Origin of the sequence: Blattabacterium sp. (Blaberus giganteus), assembly GCF_000262715.1 — a bacterium.
Classification (GTDB): Bacteria; Bacteroidota; Bacteroidia; order Flavobacteriales; family Blattabacteriaceae; genus Blattabacterium.
Map to the genome: position 1 here is coordinate 497534 of NC_017924.1, position 19919 is coordinate 517452.

Here is a 19919-nt window from a genome sequence, read left to right on the forward strand (position 1 = left end):
TTTATTTATATTTTCTATTTTTCCATATGTTCCACGATTCTTCTGCTTGAAGATATAACATTTCTAATCCATTTTTAATTAAAGCGCCTTTTTTTTCTGCCTTTTTTAAGAACAAAGTTTTGTTGGGATTATAAACTAAATCATAAAAATAATGTTCAGAAGAAATATATTGATAAGGTATATTTGGGCATAAATCTACATTAGGATATGTTCCTACAGGAGTACAATTTATAATGATTTTGTGTTCTTCCAATAAATTTTGATTGAGATCTTCATATACTAAAAAATTTTTATTTTTTTTCTTATTTCTAGATACATATTTATATGAAATTTGTAATTTTTCTAAAACAAATGAAATTGTTTTAGAAACTCCTCCCGTTCCTAAAATTAATGCTTGTAAATTTTTTTTATTTTTTTTTATAAATTGATTATTCAAATCTTTTTTAAAAGAAGACTCAAATCCTAAAACATCTGTGTTAAATCCAGTTTTACATTGATTGTAAATTTTTATTACGTTTACAGATCCTATAGATTTAGCTTCAGGAACTATTTTAGTTAAAAAAGGAATAATACTTGTTTTATAAGGAATAGTCACGTTACATCCTTCCAAATAAGGGGTTTTAAATACATACAACACATTTTCTATTTTTGGAATATCAAAAATTTCATAATTTGTATTCACAATAGATTCTTTTTGGAATTTTTCTAAAAAAAATTTTTGAGAAAAAGAATACTTAATATCTTTTCCTATTAATCCATAAATTTTTATTTTTTCATTCATGTTTTATAAATAAAAAAAAATCAAAATTTATTCTTCTTTTTTTAATTTCATACGTTCTCTATATTTTGCTCTTAGTATTTCATTTCTTCTTCCTTCAGAAGGTTTTATATATTGTTGTCTTTCTCTAAACTCTTTTAAAATACGAGTTTTATCAAATTTTTTTTTACATTTTTTTAAAGCTTTCTCAATGGATTCTCCTTCTCTAACCGTAGTAATTAATATCATAATAATAAATAATAATTCTTGTGGAAATTCTTGTGGACATTACCGGATTTGAACCGATGACCTCTACTCTGTCAAAGTAGCGCTCTGAACCTACTGAGCTAAATGTCCTTTAAAATCAAAACAAAATTATATATTTTTTGATTATAATTAACTTTTTATGACCTGTAATACTCTAAAAAAATCTATAAAATATTTAAAAGGATTAAGTTTAAAAAAAGCTTATTTATTTAATACTGAATTAAATCTTTATACATATGAAGATTTACTTTTTTTTTATCCTAAGGGATATATGCATATATATACATTAAATAATATATCAGAATTGTCAAATAATAATAATAATAATAATGATTTTGTACAAATATTAGGTAAAATAACTAAAATAGAAGAAATAAATTACAAAAATAAAAAAGGAAAAATGTTAATAGCATGTCTGGAAGATAAAACGGGTTTCATTGAGTTGATTTGGTTTCGAAAAAATAATTTTATAAAAAATATAACAAAAAATATTACAGTAATAGTTTCTGGAAGAATTAAATATTTCCAAAAAAAAATTCAAATTGTTCACCCAAATATTAAAGAATTTCAATCTTCATCCTCAATAAAAAACCATTCTATATTTCCTGTATATTCTATTCCTATAAATTTAAAAAAAAAAGGAATAAATAATTCTTTTATGATTCATTTATTACAAAATCTTTTAAAAGAGTTAAAAAATGATATAAACGAATTTTTTTTTCAAGATTTTATTAATAATAAAAAATTAATGTCAAGAAAAAAAGCTTTAATTCAAATTCATTTTCCAGAATCTTTAGATTCTTTATCACAAGCACAACATTCTCTGAAATTTGAAGAATTATTTATATTAAAACTTTTTTTTCTATATAAAAAAAAAGTATCACACAGTTATCCTTTTACAAAATTAGGTAAGAATTTTCATTTTTTTTATAAATATTTTCTTCCTTTTTCTTTAACAATAGAACAAAAAAAAGTATTTAAAGAAATCTGGAATGATCTGAAAAAACCCATTCAAATGAATAGATTATTACAAGGAGAAGTCGGATGTGGAAAGACTATTATAGCTATATTATCCATGCTTGTGGCTTTAGATAACGGATTTCAATCTTGTTTGATGGCTCCTACTGAAGTTTTAGCTATACAACATTACTATTCTATCAAGAAAATGTTTTCAAAAATTGGAATTAAAATAGCTTTATTAACAAGTTCTATTTCTGATTCTATACGAAAATCTATCTATCATGAAATATTAACAGGAAAAATCTCTATTATAATAGGAACACATTCTTTAATTCAAGAAAAAGTTCAATTTCAAAATCTTGGATTAGCAATAATAGATGAAGAACAACGTTTTGGAGTAGAACAAAGAGAAAAAATTTGGAAAAAAGATAATAAACCTCCTCATATTTTAATTATGACAGCAACTCCTATTCCTAGAACCTTAGCTAAGATCATTTATCATGATTTGAATATTTCTATTATAAGAAAACTTCCTTTAGGAAGAAAACCTATTAAAACCATTCATTTTTGGAATAAAAATAGAGATCAAGCTTTTCAAATAGTGAAAGATCAAATTTCAATAGGGAGACAAGTTTATATTATATATCCCACCATAAATACTTCTTTTAAATATAAAAACTTAATAAAAGGACATCAGGAAATCAGAGAAAAATTTAAAAATTTGGAAAATAAAATTGGAATTCTCCATGGAGAGATGAATTTTCAAGAAAAAAATATACAAATTAACCGGTTTTTACGTGGAGAAACTAAAATTTTAATAGCTACTACAGTTATAGAGGTTGGAGTCAATGTCCCTAATGCTTCAGTTATTATAATAGAAAATGCAGATTTTTTTGGATTATCTCAATTACATCAATTAAGAGGAAGAGTTGGAAGAGGAATTCATCAAAGTTATTGCATTCTTATTACTGACAAAAAAATCAGTGTCGAAGGTTTTTTTAGAATTAAAAAAATGTGTGAAACCAATAAAGGATTAGAAATCGCTAAAGAAGATCTAAAATTACGTGGAGGTGGAGATTTAATAGGAACTAAACAAAGTGGAAAAAATTATTTTCGTATTGTAAATCTGATCAAAGATTATAAATTAATAAAAGAAGTTTTTCCAATTGCTAAAATATTTTTTAAAAAAAATCCTAATTTTTTAAATAACACAAAAAATATATTTTATGAATATTATAGAAATAAATGGAAAATTTTTAAATAAAAGATTCCATGAATTCTCTGAATAATTCTCAACGTAAAATTATAGAAATTATTAAAGGTCCCATACTGGTTATTGCTGGAGCAGGATCAGGAAAAACTCGTGTTATTACACATCGTATTGTTCATATGATTCAAAATATAGGAATATCTCCTTCTAACATATTGGCTTTAACTTTTACCAAAAAAGCGGCTAAAGAAATGAAAGATCGTATTTCTAACATGATGATGAATCAAATAAATTTTGATCAAATAACACTAGGAACTTTTCATTCGATATTTTCCAGCATTTTAAGGAAAGAATCTCATTGGTTAGGATTAAAATCAAATTATACTATTTATGATCATAAAGATTCAGAGAATATCATAAAAAAAATATTAAAAGATTTCGAAACAAATTTATCTTTAAATTATAAAGAAATAAGAATAAAAATTTCTCAGTACAAAAACAATTTGTACTATTTTAAAAACAAATTTCAAAATAAAAAATTAGATTTTTTTACTAAAATCTATAAATCTTATATAAAACGTTGTTTTCAAGCAAATTCGTTAGATTTTGATGATATATTACTTTATACTAATCATTTATTTTCTTATTTCCCAAATGTACTTGAAAAGTATCAAAAAAAATTTAAATATATATTAATTGATGAATATCAAGATACTAATTTATCTCAATATACCATTATAAAAAATTTAGTCTCTCAACACAAAAATCTTTTCGTGGTAGGAGATGATGCTCAAAGTATTTATTCTTTTCGTGGAGCTAATATTTCAAATATTTTAAATTTTCATCTTGATTATAAAAATGCTAAAATTTTTCGTCTTGAACAAAATTATCGTTCAACCAACCATATAGTGCAAGCATCTAACAATATTATTTCTTTTAATAAAAATCAAATTTTTAAAAAAATATGGACAAATAATGAAAAAGGAGAAAAAATCAGAATATATTGTGCTTCTTCTGAACTAGAAGAAGCACAATATATTGCATCTTCTATTCTTTCAATAAAAAAGAAAACAAATTTACGATATGAAAATTTCGCTATTCTTTACAGATCAAACAGACAATCACATATTATTGAATATTCGCTTAAGAAAAATAATATTCCATATAATATATATGGATCCATTTCCCTTGAAAATAGAAAGGAAATTCGATATTTTCTAGCTTATCTTAGAATTATTGTGAATCCAAATGATGAAGAATCTTTATTACGCATTGTAAAAAAAGTGAACCAAAAAATAGTAAAAAACATTTTAAGTTTATCTAAAAAAATAAAAGGAATCACGGTTTATAAAATAATAAAAAATGTTGAAAATTATCAATACTTATTAAAAATAAGTAATAAAACAATAAATAGACTTAAAAATTTAATTTTAACAATAGAAAAGTTACGTATTAACGTAGAACAAGATCATGCATATACAATAGCAAAAAATGTAGAAAATTTTTTGTTAAAGGAAAATTATAATCATGAAGATTTTCAATATATACTTGATCATACATTTCAATATGTTCAAGAACAAAAAAAATTAAAAAATAATGGAGATACAAGTTTGTTTGGTTTTTTACGTTTTTTTTATTTGGAAATAAATGATGATATAAATCATGAAGAAAATAAAAATAATAAGGTTTCATTAATGACGGTGCATTTATCCAAAGGATTAGAATTTTCCATTGTTTTTATTGTAGGATTAGAAGAGAATTTGTTTCCCTTAAAGTCTGATTTTGAAAATCAGTTTAAAATAGAGGAAGAACGTCGTTTATTTTATGTTGCTTTAACTAGAGCTCAAAAAAAAGCTGTGCTTACTTATGCTAAGTATAGATTCATATGGGGTAAAAAAAAAGAAAATGTTCCTAGTCGTTTTATTAACGAACTTAATAAAAATTTTGTAGAGAATCAGAAATACATATCAAAAAAAAAAGAAATTCATTCTTTGAATCATTTTAATCAAGAAAATCAAAATTCTAGATATTTAGAAATAAAAAAAGGAGTAAAAGTTTTTCACAAAAATTTTGGAATAGGAACCATTGTAGAATTGCAAAATAAAAATCAAATAGCTTTAATAAAATTTAAACAATCAGGAGAAAAAAGAATTTTGATAAAATTAGATAAACTTGTTATTTACTCATAACAATAATTTATGGATGATTCAATAAAAATTAAATTAAATTTTTTTTTTCAAAAAATGATTTGTTTTGTAGCAATTATTTTATTTTTCATAAAATTAATTACTTGGCATATTACTTCTTCCCTTTCTATATTTAGTGATGCTATGGAAAGTTTAATCAATATCATAAGCGGTTTTATTGGATTATGCAGTCTTTATATATCATCTTTACCTAAAGATCAGAATCATCCATATGGACATGGTAAAATAGAATTTATATCAACAGCTATAGAAGGTGTTTTAATTTCTATAGTAGGAATTACTATTTTTATAAATACTTTTATACGTATTATTAAATATAACATGCATGAAATTCTTTTATCAAGACTAGATTATGGTCTTCTTTTAATGTCCTTTACCGGAATTATTAATTATTTTTTAGGATTTTTAGCTTGTAAGCTAGGACATAAAAATGGATCTTTAACATTAGTAGCTAGTGGAAAACATCTTCAAATAGATACTTATTCTACTTTTGGAATAGTTGTAGGATTAATTTTATTGAATATTACCAAATGTGCATGGATAGATCCTATTATTTCTATTATTTTTTCATCCGTAATTTTATATACAGGATTTCAATTATTAAGAAATGCTACAGCTGGTATTATGGATGAATCTGATAAAAAACTTTTAAAAAAATTATCTTTCTATCTAAATGAAAAAAGAGATATTCATTGGATAGATCTTCATCATTTAAAAATCATTAAATATGGAAGTGCATTACATATAGATTGTCATCTAACAGTTCCATGGTTTTTTAATATAAAAGAAGCCAATCAGGAAATCAAAAAGTTAACTCAATTAACTAAAAATGAATTTGGATATAAAGTAGAATTATCGGTTCACGTTGAAGCTTGTTCTAATAATCATTGTGCATTTTGTTTTAATCATTCTTGTCAAGTAAGAAAAAATATTTTTCAAAAAAGAATTCTTTGGACTTTAGACAAAATATCTTATTACAACAATAATACTAAACTTTAAATAGATATTATGGAATACAACACTAATCGTTTCAAATTGGTGATCCCAGAATATGGAAGAAATATTCATAAGATGATAGATTACGCTATACAAATAAAAAATAGAAAAAAAAGAAATCGTTGTGCATGGGGTATAATAAAATTAATGACAAGTTCTGTTCATACTAAATTTAACAAGTCAATCTCTTTTTTTCAACATAAACTATGGAATCAATTATTTATTATGTCTAAATACCAATTAGATATTGATACACCTTTTCCTAAACCCAATTCAAAAGAAACCTATAAAATAAGTTTTTTTAATAAAAAAGTAGTATACCCTGAATACTTAACTAATTTTAGATATTATGGAAAAATAATAAGAAATATGATCCATGCAGCAATACGTTGCAAAAATACGCAAAAGAAAGAAGGATTATTTTATGCGATAGCTAATACCATGAAAAAAAATTATTTAAGATGGAATAAAAGTATGGTAGAAGATGACGTTATATTTAAAGATTTAAAAAAACTGTCAAAAGGAAAAATATGTTTGATGAAAAATACAGATCCGTTATTACAATGTTCTCATATTTTGAAATATAAAAAAAGTATTATTAAAAATTAGCTAAATCACTATAATGGGGACTTTTATAATAAAAGGAGGATCTTCTTTAAAAGGAGAAATTAAACCTCAAGGGGCGAAAAATGAATCTTTACAAGTGTTATGTGCTGTATTATTAACTCCAGAAAAATTGAGAATTCAAAATATTCCAGAAATAGGAGATGTTAAATGTTTAATGCAAATTCTTAAAAATTTAGGAGTTTCAATAAAAAAGAACGGAATTGGAGATTATACTTTTCAAGCAAAAAATATAAATATTGAATATTTAAATACGAAAAAATTTCGTGAATATGGAAAATCCATAAGAGGATCAATTATGATTGCTGGGCCTTTACTTGCTAGATTTGGAAAAGTTTGTATTCCAATTCCTGGAGGCGATCGAATAGGTAGACGACGTTTAGATGCTCATTTAACAGGATTAAGATTGTTAGGGAGTAATATTCATTATGATAATGAATCCAAATATTTTGATTTACGCATAATAAATAAAAACAGTTTGACTGGAGAGTATATTTTAATGGAAGAAGCTTCTATTACAGGAACAGCTAATGTCATTATGGCGGCCACTCTGGCTAAAGGAAAAACTACTATTTATAATGCAGCTTGCGAACCTTATATTCAACAGTTGTGCAAATTATTAAATAAAATGGGAGCAAAAATTAAAGGAATAGGATCGAATTTGATTAACATAATTGGAGTAAAAGAATTAGGAGGATGTACCCACACTATACTTCCTGATATGGTTGAAATAGGGAGTTGGATTGGGTTAGCTGCTATTACTTGTTCTGAAATTAGAATTAAAAATGTTAGCTGGAAAAATTTAGGAATCGTTCCTAACACATTTCAGAAAATGGGAATTAAATTGGAAAAAGATAAAGATAACATTTATATTCCATCACAAAAATATTATAAAATTAAAAAATCATTAAATAATGTAATATTAACAATATCTGATGCTCCATGGCCTGGATTAACTCCAGATTTATTAAGTATTTTAACGGTAGTCGCCACTCAAGCTAAAGGAAGTGTTTTAATTCATCAAAAAATGTTTGAAAGCAGATTATTTTTTGTAGATAAACTTATTGAAATGGGAGCTCAAATTATATTATGCGACCCTCATAGGGCTACTGTAATAGGACTAAATCATAAATCACCTTTAAGAGGATCTATATTAAATTCTCCAGATATAAGAGCTGGAATCTCTCTTCTTATAGCTGCTCTTTCTGCTAAAGGAACCAGTATAATTAAAAATATAGAACAAATAGATAGAGGATACGAAAATATAGATCAAAGACTACGTGTTTTAGGGGCAGATATTATAAGAATGAAATGAAATGATCTAAATCGATTTTTTAGCTTTTATTTTGATTTTTAAAAAAAATAAACTAAAAAAATTTTTTTTCTCATTTTAAATTATGAAACAAAAACACAAAAATTCGTAATTTTAATTTGATCAAAATATAATATACGTTTAATGTTCTTTTTTTTAAACAAAAAAATGAAATGCGTTTTTTTTTGTTACATATGAAACATGTGTTTTATTTCAAAATCACATAACTTTATATATATATCATAAATAATATAAATAGATAAATTGAATGAAAAAGATCAGAAAAAAATGAAAAATTATGGAAAAATTTGAATATATAACTAAAAAAGGATTAGAAAAGTTACAAAAAGAAATAGAAAGACTAGAAAATATAGAACGGCCAAAAATATCCATGCAAATAGCGGAAGCTAGAGATAAAGGAGATCTATCAGAAAACGCAGAATATGATGCCATAAAAGAAGCTCAAGGTTTTTTAGAAATGAACATAGCCAAGTTAAAAAAAAAATTATCCAATGCACGTATTATAGATGGATCACAAATTAATAGAACTAGAGTTTCTATTCTTTCTACTGTAAGAGTCAAAAATTTAACCCATGGAGGAGAACAAATATATACTTTAGTTCCAGAGGGAGAAGCAGACTTAAAATCAGGAAAAATATCGATAAATACTCCTATATCAACAGGATTACTTGGAAAACAAGTAGGACAAATAGCTCATATTAAGTTACCTAATAAAATGATACTTGATTATGAAATTTTAGAAATAGCATTTAATGAATAATAATAATATTTTTCAGAAAATAATTAACAATGAAATTTTAGCTTATAAAGTAGCAGAAAATTATGATCATCTAGCTTTTTTAGACATTTATCCTATAAAAATAGGACATACTTTGATCATACCTAAAAAAAGTAATAGAGATAAAATTTTTTCTCTATCGGAAAAAGAATTTATCTCTATTATGTCTTTTACAAGAAAAGTAGCTATAGGTATAGAAAAAGTTATTCCTTGCAATCGTGTGGGGATATTTGTTATGGGATTCGAAATTCCTCATGTACATATTCATTTAATTCCTATGGATAAAGAAAGTGATGGAAATTTCTCCAAAAATAGAATGGTTTTGTCTTCAAAAAAATTTCAAATTTTATCAGAAAAAATAGAAAAATCTATTCAAAAAATATAAACAAAGATTATTTGGAATGATTACAATGAAATAATATTTTTAATCCTTTTATTGTGTGTAATTTATCTTTTATATGAATTTTTTTTGTTAAAGGGGTATATATATGAGAAAGACCTCCGGTCGCAATAACAAAACAATTTGTTTTCAATTCTTGATTAACTCTATTTATTAACCCTTCAACCATGCTTAAACACCCATATATGATTCCACTTTGAATACATGTTTCTGTATATTGTCCTAATACACTAGAAGGTTTTTTTAATTCAATTTGTGATAATTGTGCTGTATTTCCAATTAATGCCATTAAAGAAGTATTAACTCCAGGAGCAATAATAATACCTTTAAGTTTTCCATATTTATCGGTACAAGTTAAACTTAATGCCGTTCCAAAATCTACTACTAAAGTAGTATTTTTGTTTTTGTATAATGTATGGGCAGCAATAGCGTTAGCATATAAATCTGTCCCTAACTGATGAGAATAATGTTTTACAGAAGAAACTGAGTTTCTATCAACAATAATAGGTTTTATTTTATGTATTTTATACAAAGATTGTTCCACAATATTTGTAAGAGGAGGAACTACAGATCCAATAACAATATTTTGTATAAATTTATAAATTATGCCATATTGATTATAGATATTTTTAAATAAAAAAATATATTCATCTAACGATCTATGTGGATTACTATTAATGATCCACGAACAATTACATTCTAAATTAGAATTGTTATCAAATAGGCCAAAACGAAGACTAGAATTTCCAATATTTATTGTTAATAACATGATTCATTTCATTTTTGAATGTTAGAAAAAAAAATGAATTTTATGTAATTTCATACATATCATACATACATAAAATTATATATATGACTAATATTTGTAAAATAAATTTAAAAATCAAAGGAAAAGGAATTCCTATCGTATTATTACATGGATTCATGGAAAGTTTAGAAATATGGAATTATATATATTGTAGTATTTCTAATAAATATAGAGTTCTTTCAATTGATTTTCCAGGTCATGGAAAAAGTATTTTAACATTAAAAGAAAATACAGTTTTTACCATGGAAAAATCTGCAGAAATTGTAAAAAAAATTGTAGAAAAAGAAAATATACAAAAAGCTGTTTTTGTAGGTCATTCTATGGGTGGATATGTTGCTTTAGCTATGGCAGAAAAATATCCAGAAATGTTTTTAGGTTTATGTTTACTACATTCTACAACAGAATCAGATACACTTGAAAAAAAAAAAGGACGCATTCAATCTATTCAATTGGCCATTAATAATTATCCATTATTTATCTCTACAAGCATAAAAAGATTATTTCATCATGAAAAATTTTTTTCTTTACAAAAAGAGATTACTTTTGTAAAAAAAATTTCTTCATATACCTCTATTAATAGCATTATTGCTTTTTCAAAAGGAATGTTCATGCGAAAAAATAGAAAATTTTTGCTAAAAACAACTAAATTTCCAAAATTATATATAGCTGGTTTATACGATTTAATTCTTGATGTAAAAAAAATTTATGAAGAAACTAAATATGGAAATAAAACTTATTTTTTTGCAATTCCTACAGGTCATATGGGGCATATAGAATATCCTAAAGAAGTAATAAAAATATTAGAAAATTTTATAGATTTTTCTATTATTAAAAATTAAGATATAAGTTTATTTTGTTTAATAAAAAAAAATTACGTGAAAAATATTTACATATGAGAAAATCTATTTCTCAAAAGGAAATTATAAAAATGAGTTATGAAATTTTTTTTCAACTAAAAAAAATATTTTTTATATGGGAAAAAACATATTATCACATTTTTTTACCCATACGTGAATATAAAGAAATTGATACATTTATTATTATCAATTTTTTACTAAAAATAGGAAAATGTGTTACTGTTCCATGCTCTAACTTTCATAAGTTATCCATAGAAAATTGTTTATTACATGAAAATACTATTTTAATAAAAAAAAAATATGGAATTCTGGAGCCTATTTCTAAGCATAAATACATTATTTCGATATCTATTGTAGAAGTAATATTTATTCCTTTATTAATATTTGATTCAAGAGGGTACAGAATAGGTTATGGAAAAGGTTTTTATGATAGATTTATTCCTTTATGTGAAAAAAATGCTATTAAAATAGGTTTAAGTTTTTTTTATCCTATAAGAAAAATTAAAGGTATACATAAAAACGATTTATTAATAGATATAGGAGTCACTCCCGATCATATTTTTTTATTTAAAAAATTCAATTCAAAGGAAAACTTTGAAAATATCCCAAGTAATGATAAACATCATAATTAAACTCATAATTACAAATCCATAAATAGTACAACGTTCAATAATTTCTTCATTTATTTTTTTTCTTGTTATCATTTCTATCATGATAAATAATATGTAACCACCATCTAATGATGGGATAGGAAATAAATTTAAAAAAGCTAACCAAATGGATAAAGTAGCAGTTAAAGTCCAAAAAATATCCCAATTCCATTTAGATGGAAATTCTTTAGCTATGGAAAAAAAACTACCTATTTGTTTATAAGCTTTAGTTTCTATATGGAAAACATTTTTCAAAAAAAAGATTTGATTTTTTAAAACATCCCAAGCTTTTTTTATTCCGTAAGGAATACTCTCAAAAAAAGAGTAATTCTTTTTTTCAAAGAAAAAAATTTGATCCAAATCCATAAAATTTTTTAAATAAATTCCTAAAATTCCTTTTGAGTCTAAAAAAATTTCTTTTTGAATAAATTTTCCATTTCTATTAATGGATATTAATATGTTTTCATTTTTATATTTTGATAATAAATCTTTCAATTGATCAGAAAAAAGAACAAATTCAGAATTAATAGCTAATATTTCGTCATTATTTTTTAATCCATATTTTTCGGCTTCAGAATTTTTTATCACATAATTGATTATAGGGGGAACACGAGGTTTAATAAAAAAATTAAGTTTTTTTCTATCAAAAAGAAATTTTTTTTTGCTATTACTTAATGATAATTTTATAATATTTCCCATACGATCTACAGTAATAGAATTACCCAATAGAATTTCTTTAGGAATATCATTGAAATATGGAACATATTTTTCGTTGACGAATAAAATTTTATCTCCATTTTTCAATCCGATTTTCTCTCCTAAAGAATCAACTTCTATTCCATATTTAACATTTTTTGTAGGAAGAGAAGTTTCTCCATATTTAAACAATAAAAAAGTAAAAATAAAAACGGATAATAATATATTAAAAATAATTCCTCCAGAAATGATTAATAGTCTTTTTATCGCTGATTTAGAACGAAACTCCCAATTTTTAGTTTTTTTTTCTGATTCTGATAAAACATTTTTATCATCCATCATCATTCCAGATATTTTAACATATCCCCCTAAAGGTAACCAACCTATTCCATAAATAGTATGTCCTATCTTTTTTTTTAAAATAGAAAACCAAGGATCAAAAAATAAAAAAAATCTCTCAACTCTTACTTTAAAAACTTGAGCTATAATAAAATGACCTAATTCATGAACAATAACCAATATAGAAATGCTAAGTAGCAATTGTATAGATCTAATTAAAATTGATGACATTTCTAAAATTTAAAAAATAAAAAAGATAAATTTAAACCTTTATTACAAAATAAAAATATATTATGAATTTATCTAATCTTAAAAAAGGAGAAAAAGGAATTATTAAGGGATATAAAAATGATAATTTTCCCATAAAATTATTAGAATTAGGAATTTTACCGGGGGTAAAATTCGAAATACTTTTTGTTTCTATTTTTTATGATCCATTGTGTATAAGCTATGATCAATCTTGTTTAGCCTTACGAAAAAAAGAAGCTGAAAATATCATAATAGAACCTATTTAATTAGAATAGAAAATAATGCCAAAAATTAAATTAGCGCTTGTTGGAAATCCAAATGTAGGAAAAACTTCTTTGTTCAATAAATTAACTGGACTCAATCAAAAAGTTGGAAATTATGTAGGAGTTACAGTGGACAAAAAAATAGGATATTTTCATTATGAAAACATATGCTATAAAATTATAGATCTTCCTGGAATTTATAGCATATATCCTTCATCTGAAGATGAAGAAGTAGTTAGCAGATTGCTAAGCAATACAAATGATTTAGATTATCCAGATAAAATCATAATAGTAGCAGATTCCTCGAATATAAAAAAAAGTCTTCTTTTACTTAGACAAGTCCAAGATTTAGGATTTCCTGTTCTTTTTGTATTAAATATGCTTGATGAAGCAAAAAAAAAAGGAGTATTCATCAATGTAGAAGAATTGAAAAGATTTATTGTAACAGAAATTGTATTAATTAACGCAAGAAAAGGAATAGGATTGAATGAAATTAAAAGAAAAATAAAAAAATTAAATCAAAAAACAAAAGAAACCTATTTCTTCAATCCAGAATTACATTATTCTCTTGCAATTAATGATGTGAAAAATAATTACCAAGTAAACACTTATAAGGCTTGGTATTATTTAGCTTATAATAGAAAATTTTTTAAAGAAAAAGAAAATTATTTATTAGATAAAATAAAAAAAAAATATAATATTATACCAAAAAGATTACAGGTAAAGGAAATATTATATAGATATGAAGAAATAGAAAAAATTTTATCAAAAGCAGTTTCGAAATTGATTTCGAACAAAGAAAAAAATTATTTGAAATTTTCAAAAAAAATAGATAATTATTTAATTCTACATCCTTTTTGGGGTTATTTCATTTTTTTATTTTTTTTATTTTTCATTTTTCAATGTATTTTTTTTTGGTCAGAAATTCCTAAACAATTTATAGAGTTTTTTTTTTCTTTTATACAAAAAAAATTAGAAAATATTTATCCTGGTCCTTTAAATAATTTTTTTTTGCAAGGAATATTGCCTGCAATCAGCACCATTATTTCTTTTATTCCACAAATTTTTATTTTACTATTTTTTATTCTTATTATGGAAGAAAGTGGTTACATAAGCAGAGTTATATTTTTAATGGATAAAATTATGCGACCTTTTGGATTAAATGGAAAAAGTGTTGTTCCTCTTATTTCTAGTATAGCTTGCGCGATTCCTGCAATTATGTCAACTAGATATATAGAAAATCCCAGAGATCGTTTAATTACCATTTTAGCGACTCCTTTTATGACTTGTTCTGCAAGATTACCTATTTATACTTTAATTATATCGGTAATTATCCCGGATCAAAAATGGTATTTCATTCAACTAAGAGGAATTGTGCTCATGGCTATGTATATTTTGGGAATTATATCTGCTTTGAGTGTATCAATGATTTTGCATCAATTCTTGAAAAAAAATTATAAAAGTCATCTTATCATGGAAATTCCCACTTATAAAATTCCTATGTTAAAAAACGTTTTAATTACTCTATGGATCAATCTTAAATCGTTTATTATAAATGCGGGAAAAATGATTTTATTAATTAATATATTGATTTGGGTTTTGGGAACTTTTGGTCCTTCTGAAAATTCATCAAGCAGTAATTCGGGAATAAATATACAAAAAAAAGAATTGTCTCATTCTTATTTGGGTCTATTAGGAAAAAAAATGGAACCTGTAATTCATCCATTGGGATTCGATTGGAAAATTGGAATAGGATTGTTATCATCTATTGTAGCAAGAGAAGTTTTTGTGAGTACAATGGCTTCTGTGTACAGCATAGAAGAAAAAGAAATGTACACCAAAACTAAAAAACCGATTTATGATTTCGCAACAGGGATTTCTTTACTATTTTTTTATGCATTTTCTATGCAATGTATGAGCACTTTATCCATACTAAAAAAAGAAACAAAATCTTGTAAGTGGCCAATCATACAATTTTTTTTTATGACTTTACTAGCTTATACAACTTCATTATTAACATATCAAACATTAAAAAAATAAAATGTGTCAATATATTATAATAGGTTTATTTTTTTTATATTCAGTTTTTTGTTTATTGAGTCGATTATTGAATTTTTTTTGTATAAAAGAAAAAAAAAACTTTTATCAAAAAAAATGCAATTGTAAATTATGAAATTTTTATTCATTTTTATTCATTTTTTCAATGGAAGCATATATAGAATCTTTAAATACATCGGATAAAGAAATCCCAACTATTTTCAATTGTTTAGGAAAAATACTCTCTTCTGAAAGACCTGGAACGGTATTGATTTCTAAAAAAAAAGGTTCATCATTGACAATGATATATTCTGCTCTAGATATTCCTGATAAATTTAGAAATTTATATACTTTTTTTGCGATTTTTCGTATTTTATTCTCAATGTTAGGTAATAATTTTGCGGGGGTAATTTCTTTAGATTTTCCAGAATATTTTGATTCAAAATCAAAAAAATCATTTTGACTAATTATTTCTGTTATTGGTAAAACAATAACTTCATTTTTAAATGAAAAAACACCTACTGAAACCTCTTTTCCTTCAAGAAAAGATTCTATAATAATTTCTTCATCTTCTAGAAAAGCTTTTTGCATGGCATCAAACAAATCTTTTTCTTCATAAACTTTACTGATCCCTAAACTAGATCCAGATCTATTAGGTTTTACAAAACAAGGTAGTCCTATTTTTTTTATAATTTTTTTTATACAAAAAGCTTGATTTTTATTTAAAAAAAAAGATTCAGCTGTATTAATTCCAAAATATTTCAACAAAGTTAAACAATACTTTTTATTAAAAGTAACATTAGCGTGATGGAAGTTACATCCTGTATAAGGAATTCTTAATAACTCAAAATAAGCTTGTAATATTCCATCCTCTCCTGGAGTTCCATGTATAGCATTAAATACACAATCAAATTTAATATGTTTCATTCCAAAAACAGTAAAATCTTGTTTATTTATAAAATACTCTTTATTCTTATCATCTTTCATAAACCATTTCTCCTTGAGAATATATATTCGATAAGAATCAAATTCTTTTTTGCATAAGTTTTCATAAACTACTTTTCCGCTTTTCAATGAAATAATAGATTCTTTTGAATATCCGCCCATAATAACAGCTATTTTTTTCATTATTTATTTTTAATTTTATTAGTTTGTTTATTTTTTTCATGAACTATTCAAAATATTTTATAATATTCATCATAAATTTTTTGATTGCCATATTAATTTTATATAAAATTACTCAATTGGCATTGAAATGGGTAGATATTTACACAAAACATGGTTCTTATGTTGTAGTTCCTGATTTGAGAGGTTTTTCTTTACCTCAATCTAGGTCTAGATTAAAAAAACTAGGTCTTAAATACGATATAAATACATCACGTTATGATCCTAATTTTAAAATGAATCAAATTATTTCCTTTTCTCCAGAAGCTGGAGATCATGTAAAAGAAGGAAGACATGTTTATATACAAGTTAATTCTAAATCATCCCAATATATTTTACCTAATATCATAAATAAAAATAAACAAATAGCCATAAAACTGCTTCATGCTAATCATATATCTGTTAAAGAAATCATATATATTAATGAGATGGATAAAGATACCGTTTTAAAAGTTTTATATAAAAATAAATCTATTCAATTTGGATATAGATTTCCATCTAATCAAGATGGAATCACTTTGATCATTGGAAAAGGATATGAAAAAAATAATTTGATTGTTCCTAATGTTATTGGAATGTCATTACATTCGGCAATGTATATTTTAAAAAATCAATTATTTCATATAAATTTTTATTATGATCATGTTATAACAAATCCTTACAAAGACGCAAAAGTATATCGTCAAAAACCTGATCCAGGATCAATTCATGAAAAAAATAAATCTGTTGAACTTTGGTTAACTTCAAAAGAATTGTTCGATCATTTAATTCAAACACAAACAGAAGAAAAAGATTCTAAAAAACAAACAAAAGAAATTCAAACAGAAGAAAAAGATTCTAAAAAACAAACAAAAGAAATTCAAACAGAAGAAAAAATAGAATCAGACTAAATGAAAAAAATTAAAATTATTGCAAAAAAGAATAAAAAAGAAATTCGCATTGATAAGTTTTTGAAAAAAAATATACAAAACATTAGTAGAAATCAAATTCAAAAATTAACTATTTCAGGAAAAGTGATAGTGAATCAACATATTGTAAAAAAAAAAAATTATAAAATAAAACCTTTAGATTTTGTGGAAATAGAAATATCTAATATTAATACATTAGATTGTTTAGAATATAGAAACATTATTGCGGAAAAAATGAATCTTGATATTATACATGAAGATGAAGACATTATTGTAATTAATAAACCTGCAGGAATGGTAGTACATCCTGGATATGGAAATCAAAAAGGGACATTAATTCATGGAATAAAACATCATTTTCAAAAATCAAATTTGAATAATTTTGATTTATACAGAAGTGGATTAGTTCATAGATTAGATAAGGATACATCAGGTTTATTAGTTTTAGCGAAAAATGAACATTCTAAAGAATATTTATTTAAACAGTTTTACTATAAAACAATTAAAAGAGAATATAGAGCTTTAATATGGGGAAATTTGCTTGAAGAAAATGGTATAATAACTGGTTTTATTGGAAGAGATCCTAAAAATAGAAAAAGAATGACTATTTTTAAAAAAAATGAATATAAAAAAGGAAAATATTCTGTAACACATTATAAAGTATTAGAAAGGTTTAAGTATTTAACTTATGTTTCTTGTTCTCTAAAAACAGGAAAAACACATCAAATCAGAGCTCATTTCAAATATTTGGGCCATCCATTATTTCACGACTCTATTTATGGGGGAAATAGGATTTTTATGAAAAAAAAATGTTCAAATCAAAGTATAGAATTTTTTAAAACTTGTTTTAAAATATTACCAAGACAAGCTTTACATGCTATATCTATTTCTTTTATTCATCCAAAAAATGGAACATGTGACTTCTACTGTCCAATTCCTGAAGATTTTAAAATTGTTTTACAAAAATGTAGAAAAACATTTTTATGATTATAATAAAGTTCCATGCAGAAGAAGACAAGATATAGAAAAATATATAATTAATCCAACAACATCTACTAATGTAGCGACAAAAGGAGCTGAAGAGCTAGCGGGATCTCCTCTTAATTTTTTAATGATAAAAGGCAACATTGAACCACTTAATGTTCCCCATAAAACGACTCCAATCAAGGATAAAAATACCGTAATACCTACCAATATCCAATGAGAACCATAATTAAATAAATTGATTTTATGCCAAGCTACTATACGTATAAAACCTGTTAATCCCAAAATGCTACCTAAAAAAAAACCGCAAATAATTTCCCTTCGCATCACAATCCACCAATCTTTTATTTTCACCTCTCCCAAAGACATTGCTTGTATAATTAAACTTGCAGCTTGAGAGCCACTATTCCCTCCACTTGAAACAACTAAAGGAATAAACAAAGCAAGAACTACGGCTTTTTCTATAACACTTGAAAATTGTTGCATTACTGTTGTTGTTAACATTTCTCCTATAAACAATAAAATCAGCCATCCAGCTCTTTTTTTAATAAGTTGATATAAAGGAACATTTAAATAAGATTGATTTAAAGCTTCCATTCCTCCTATCTTTTGAAAGTCTTCTCTATAATTTTCATTTAAAACCCATAAAATATCATCGATAGTTACAATTCCCAATAAAAAATTTTTATCGTCTATAACTGGAAGTGAAATTCTATTACTCATAGAAAACATTCTATTCGCTTTTTCTTCTGTATCTGTAATATTTAAAAATTCAGTATATCGACCATCTATTAATAACTCAGAGACTCTTGTTTTTGGATCTACTAATAAAAATTCTCGTATTTTTATATCGTCTATTAATTTTCCTTTTTGGTTTACTATATATACAATTTCTATAACATCACTATTTTTTACTTCTTTACGAATATAATCTAAAACGTCTTGTACTCTCCAAGTTTCTTGAACTGCGATATAATATGGAATCATCAAACGACCTATACTATTTTTAGGATATCCTAGAGATTCTAAAGTTTTATATTTTTCTTCTGGATTTAAATATTTGATTAAATCTTTTAAAATATTTTTTGGAAGATTTTCTAAAAAATCAACACGATCATCTACCGGTAAATTATTTAATAATTCCATTTTTTTAATAGAAGATAAACCTTGTATTATTTTTTTTTTTATAGAAAAGTCTAATACTTTAAAAGTAGTAATTGCTTTACATCGTTTTAACAAACTAAATATTTTTACAACATCATTAGGATGATGATGAATAATTTTTATTAATCTACTTATAGTTATACGATTTAGAAACTGATCGTTATTTATTAAATAATCTTGTTCCTCATTAAACATTTTTTCTTTTCTTTTTTTTGAAATAATAACATGACTGAATTTATTCGAAAATAAAACAATTTCTATATTGTTA

At 24.1% G+C, this 19919-nt stretch carries 19 protein-coding genes and 1 tRNA gene; 13 read left to right on the plus strand and 7 right to left on the minus strand.

Features of this window, described 5'->3' with window-relative positions; all coding sequences use genetic code 11:
* Window position 1 precedes the first annotated feature (1 nt).
* From BGIGA_RS02415 to BGIGA_RS02425, 3 genes are all read right to left on the minus strand, one after another.
* Window positions 2-781 carry a shikimate dehydrogenase gene (locus BGIGA_RS02415; RefSeq protein WP_014726783.1) on the minus strand — a complete coding sequence of 260 codons (780 nt, stop codon included), beginning with the start codon at window positions 779-781 and terminating at the stop codon, window positions 2-4.
* Between the two features lie 27 nt (window positions 782-808).
* Complete coding sequence (gene rpsU / locus BGIGA_RS02420) at window positions 809-1006, minus strand: 30S ribosomal protein S21 (protein ID WP_014726784.1); 198 nt, start codon at window positions 1004-1006, stop codon at window positions 809-811.
* A 33-nt stretch (window positions 1007-1039) separates the two neighbouring features.
* Window positions 1040-1114 (minus strand) — tRNA-Val (locus BGIGA_RS02425).
* 49 nt (window positions 1115-1163) lie between these two features.
* Here BGIGA_RS02425 and recG point away from each other — a divergent pair.
* The 7 genes from recG (at window position 1164) to BGIGA_RS02460 (ending at window position 9517) form a co-directional block, all read left to right on the plus strand.
* A complete protein-coding gene (recG, locus tag BGIGA_RS02430; protein WP_014726785.1) occupies window positions 1164-3248 on the plus strand; it encodes an ATP-dependent DNA helicase RecG in 2085 nt (694 codons plus the stop codon).
* Between the two features lie 8 nt (window positions 3249-3256).
* Window positions 3257-5383, plus strand: coding sequence for an ATP-dependent helicase (locus tag BGIGA_RS02435; RefSeq protein WP_014726786.1), 2127 nt, complete (start codon window positions 3257-3259; stop codon window positions 5381-5383).
* Between the two features lie 9 nt (window positions 5384-5392).
* Complete coding sequence (locus BGIGA_RS02440) at window positions 5393-6400, plus strand: cation diffusion facilitator family transporter (protein WP_014726787.1); 1008 nt, start codon at window positions 5393-5395, stop codon at window positions 6398-6400.
* Window positions 6401-6409: 9 nt separating this feature from the next.
* Entirely contained in the window at window positions 6410-7006 is a 597-nt protein-coding gene (locus BGIGA_RS02445) for a DUF4290 domain-containing protein (RefSeq protein WP_014726788.1), read from the plus strand.
* A 13-nt stretch (window positions 7007-7019) separates the two neighbouring features.
* Complete coding sequence (gene murA / locus BGIGA_RS02450) at window positions 7020-8336, plus strand: UDP-N-acetylglucosamine 1-carboxyvinyltransferase (RefSeq protein ID WP_014726789.1); 1317 nt, start codon at window positions 7020-7022, stop codon at window positions 8334-8336.
* Window positions 8337-8631: 295 nt separating this feature from the next.
* Complete coding sequence (greA, locus tag BGIGA_RS02455; protein ID WP_014726790.1) at window positions 8632-9114, plus strand: transcription elongation factor GreA; 483 nt, start codon at window positions 8632-8634, stop codon at window positions 9112-9114.
* A complete protein-coding gene (locus BGIGA_RS02460) occupies window positions 9107-9517 on the plus strand; it encodes an HIT family protein (RefSeq protein WP_014726791.1) in 411 nt (136 codons plus the stop codon). Before greA ends, BGIGA_RS02460 begins: the two co-directional genes overlap by 8 nt.
* Before the next feature lie 7 nt (window positions 9518-9524).
* Here BGIGA_RS02460 and BGIGA_RS02465 read toward each other — a convergent pair whose 3' ends face one another.
* Window positions 9525-10301: a type III pantothenate kinase gene (locus tag BGIGA_RS02465; RefSeq protein WP_014726792.1), complete on the minus strand. Its 777-nt coding sequence runs from the start codon at window positions 10299-10301 to the stop codon at window positions 9525-9527.
* A gap of 83 nt (window positions 10302-10384) precedes the next feature.
* Here BGIGA_RS02465 and BGIGA_RS02470 point away from each other — a divergent pair, with 83 nt between their 5' ends.
* Entirely contained in the window at window positions 10385-11179 is a 795-nt protein-coding gene (locus tag BGIGA_RS02470) for an alpha/beta fold hydrolase (RefSeq protein ID WP_014726793.1), read from the plus strand.
* 53 nt (window positions 11180-11232) lie between these two features.
* Complete coding sequence (locus tag BGIGA_RS02475; protein ID WP_014726794.1) at window positions 11233-11829, plus strand: 5-formyltetrahydrofolate cyclo-ligase; 597 nt, start codon at window positions 11233-11235, stop codon at window positions 11827-11829.
* On the opposite strand, the gene rseP is transcribed toward BGIGA_RS02475, so the two are convergent.
* Window positions 11779-13113, minus strand: coding sequence for an RIP metalloprotease RseP (gene rseP / locus BGIGA_RS02480; RefSeq protein ID WP_014726795.1), 1335 nt, complete (start codon window positions 13111-13113; stop codon window positions 11779-11781). The two genes, BGIGA_RS02475 and rseP, sit on opposite strands and share 51 nt — an antisense overlap.
* Before the next feature lie 62 nt (window positions 13114-13175).
* On the opposite strand from rseP, the gene BGIGA_RS02485 reads away from it, so the two are divergent.
* Together BGIGA_RS02485 and feoB are read left to right on the plus strand one after the other, a co-directional pair.
* A complete protein-coding gene (locus BGIGA_RS02485) occupies window positions 13176-13397 on the plus strand; it encodes a FeoA family protein (RefSeq protein ID WP_014726796.1) in 222 nt (73 codons plus the stop codon).
* A gap of 15 nt (window positions 13398-13412) precedes the next feature.
* The gene (feoB, locus tag BGIGA_RS02490) at window positions 13413-15434 is read left to right on the plus strand and encodes a ferrous iron transport protein B (RefSeq protein WP_014726797.1); all 2022 of its coding nucleotides are present in this window, start codon (window positions 13413-13415) and stop codon (window positions 15432-15434) included.
* A gap of 138 nt (window positions 15435-15572) precedes the next feature.
* On the opposite strand, the gene BGIGA_RS02495 is transcribed toward feoB, so the two are convergent.
* Window positions 15573-16559: a D-alanine--D-alanine ligase gene (locus tag BGIGA_RS02495; protein WP_014726798.1), complete on the minus strand. Its 987-nt coding sequence runs from the start codon at window positions 16557-16559 to the stop codon at window positions 15573-15575.
* A gap of 38 nt (window positions 16560-16597) precedes the next feature.
* Here BGIGA_RS02495 and BGIGA_RS02500 point away from each other — a divergent pair, with 38 nt between their 5' ends.
* Together BGIGA_RS02500 and BGIGA_RS02505 are read left to right on the plus strand one after the other, a co-directional pair.
* A complete protein-coding gene (locus tag BGIGA_RS02500) occupies window positions 16598-17485 on the plus strand; it encodes a PASTA domain-containing protein (protein WP_014726799.1) in 888 nt (295 codons plus the stop codon).
* A complete protein-coding gene (locus BGIGA_RS02505) occupies window positions 17486-18490 on the plus strand; it encodes an RluA family pseudouridine synthase (RefSeq protein ID WP_014726800.1) in 1005 nt (334 codons plus the stop codon).
* On the opposite strand, the gene mgtE is transcribed toward BGIGA_RS02505, so the two are convergent.
* Window positions 18491-19846 (minus strand): magnesium transporter, encoded by a 1356-nt coding sequence (gene mgtE, locus BGIGA_RS02510; protein WP_041178395.1) that lies wholly within the window; start codon window positions 19844-19846, stop codon window positions 18491-18493.
* Between the last annotated feature and the right edge of the window lie 73 nt (window positions 19847-19919).

Bases quoted from the DNA above. Each gene is read 5' to 3' on its own strand.
- BGIGA_RS02415 (WP_014726783.1), bottom strand. From the start codon at position 781: ATGAATGAAAAAATAAAAATTTATGGATTAATAGGAAAAGATATTAAG.
- rpsU (WP_014726784.1), bottom strand. From the start codon at position 1,006: ATGATATTAATTACTACGGTTAGAGAAGGAGAATCCATTGAGAAAGCT.
- recG (WP_014726785.1), top strand. From the start codon at position 1,164: ATGACCTGTAATACTCTAAAAAAATCTATAAAATATTTAAAAGGATTA.
- BGIGA_RS02435 (WP_014726786.1), top strand. From the start codon at position 3,257: ATGAATTCTCTGAATAATTCTCAACGTAAAATTATAGAAATTATTAAA.
- BGIGA_RS02440 (WP_014726787.1), top strand. From the start codon at position 5,393: ATGGATGATTCAATAAAAATTAAATTAAATTTTTTTTTTCAAAAAATG.
- BGIGA_RS02445 (WP_014726788.1), top strand. From the start codon at position 6,410: ATGGAATACAACACTAATCGTTTCAAATTGGTGATCCCAGAATATGGA.
- murA (WP_014726789.1), top strand. From the start codon at position 7,020: ATGGGGACTTTTATAATAAAAGGAGGATCTTCTTTAAAAGGAGAAATT.
- greA (WP_014726790.1), top strand. From the start codon at position 8,632: ATGGAAAAATTTGAATATATAACTAAAAAAGGATTAGAAAAGTTACAA.
- BGIGA_RS02460 (WP_014726791.1), top strand. From the start codon at position 9,107: ATGAATAATAATAATATTTTTCAGAAAATAATTAACAATGAAATTTTA.
- BGIGA_RS02465 (WP_014726792.1), bottom strand. From the start codon at position 10,301: ATGTTATTAACAATAAATATTGGAAATTCTAGTCTTCGTTTTGGCCTA.
- BGIGA_RS02470 (WP_014726793.1), top strand. From the start codon at position 10,385: ATGACTAATATTTGTAAAATAAATTTAAAAATCAAAGGAAAAGGAATT.
- BGIGA_RS02475 (WP_014726794.1), top strand. From the start codon at position 11,233: ATGAGAAAATCTATTTCTCAAAAGGAAATTATAAAAATGAGTTATGAA.
- rseP (WP_014726795.1), bottom strand. From the start codon at position 13,113: ATGTCATCAATTTTAATTAGATCTATACAATTGCTACTTAGCATTTCT.
- BGIGA_RS02485 (WP_014726796.1), top strand. From the start codon at position 13,176: ATGAATTTATCTAATCTTAAAAAAGGAGAAAAAGGAATTATTAAGGGA.
- feoB (WP_014726797.1), top strand. From the start codon at position 13,413: ATGCCAAAAATTAAATTAGCGCTTGTTGGAAATCCAAATGTAGGAAAA.
- BGIGA_RS02495 (WP_014726798.1), bottom strand. From the start codon at position 16,559: ATGAAAAAAATAGCTGTTATTATGGGCGGATATTCAAAAGAATCTATT.
- BGIGA_RS02500 (WP_014726799.1), top strand. From the start codon at position 16,598: ATGAACTATTCAAAATATTTTATAATATTCATCATAAATTTTTTGATT.
- BGIGA_RS02505 (WP_014726800.1), top strand. From the start codon at position 17,486: ATGAAAAAAATTAAAATTATTGCAAAAAAGAATAAAAAAGAAATTCGC.
- mgtE (WP_041178395.1), bottom strand. From the start codon at position 19,846: ATGTTTAATGAGGAACAAGATTATTTAATAAATAACGATCAGTTTCTA.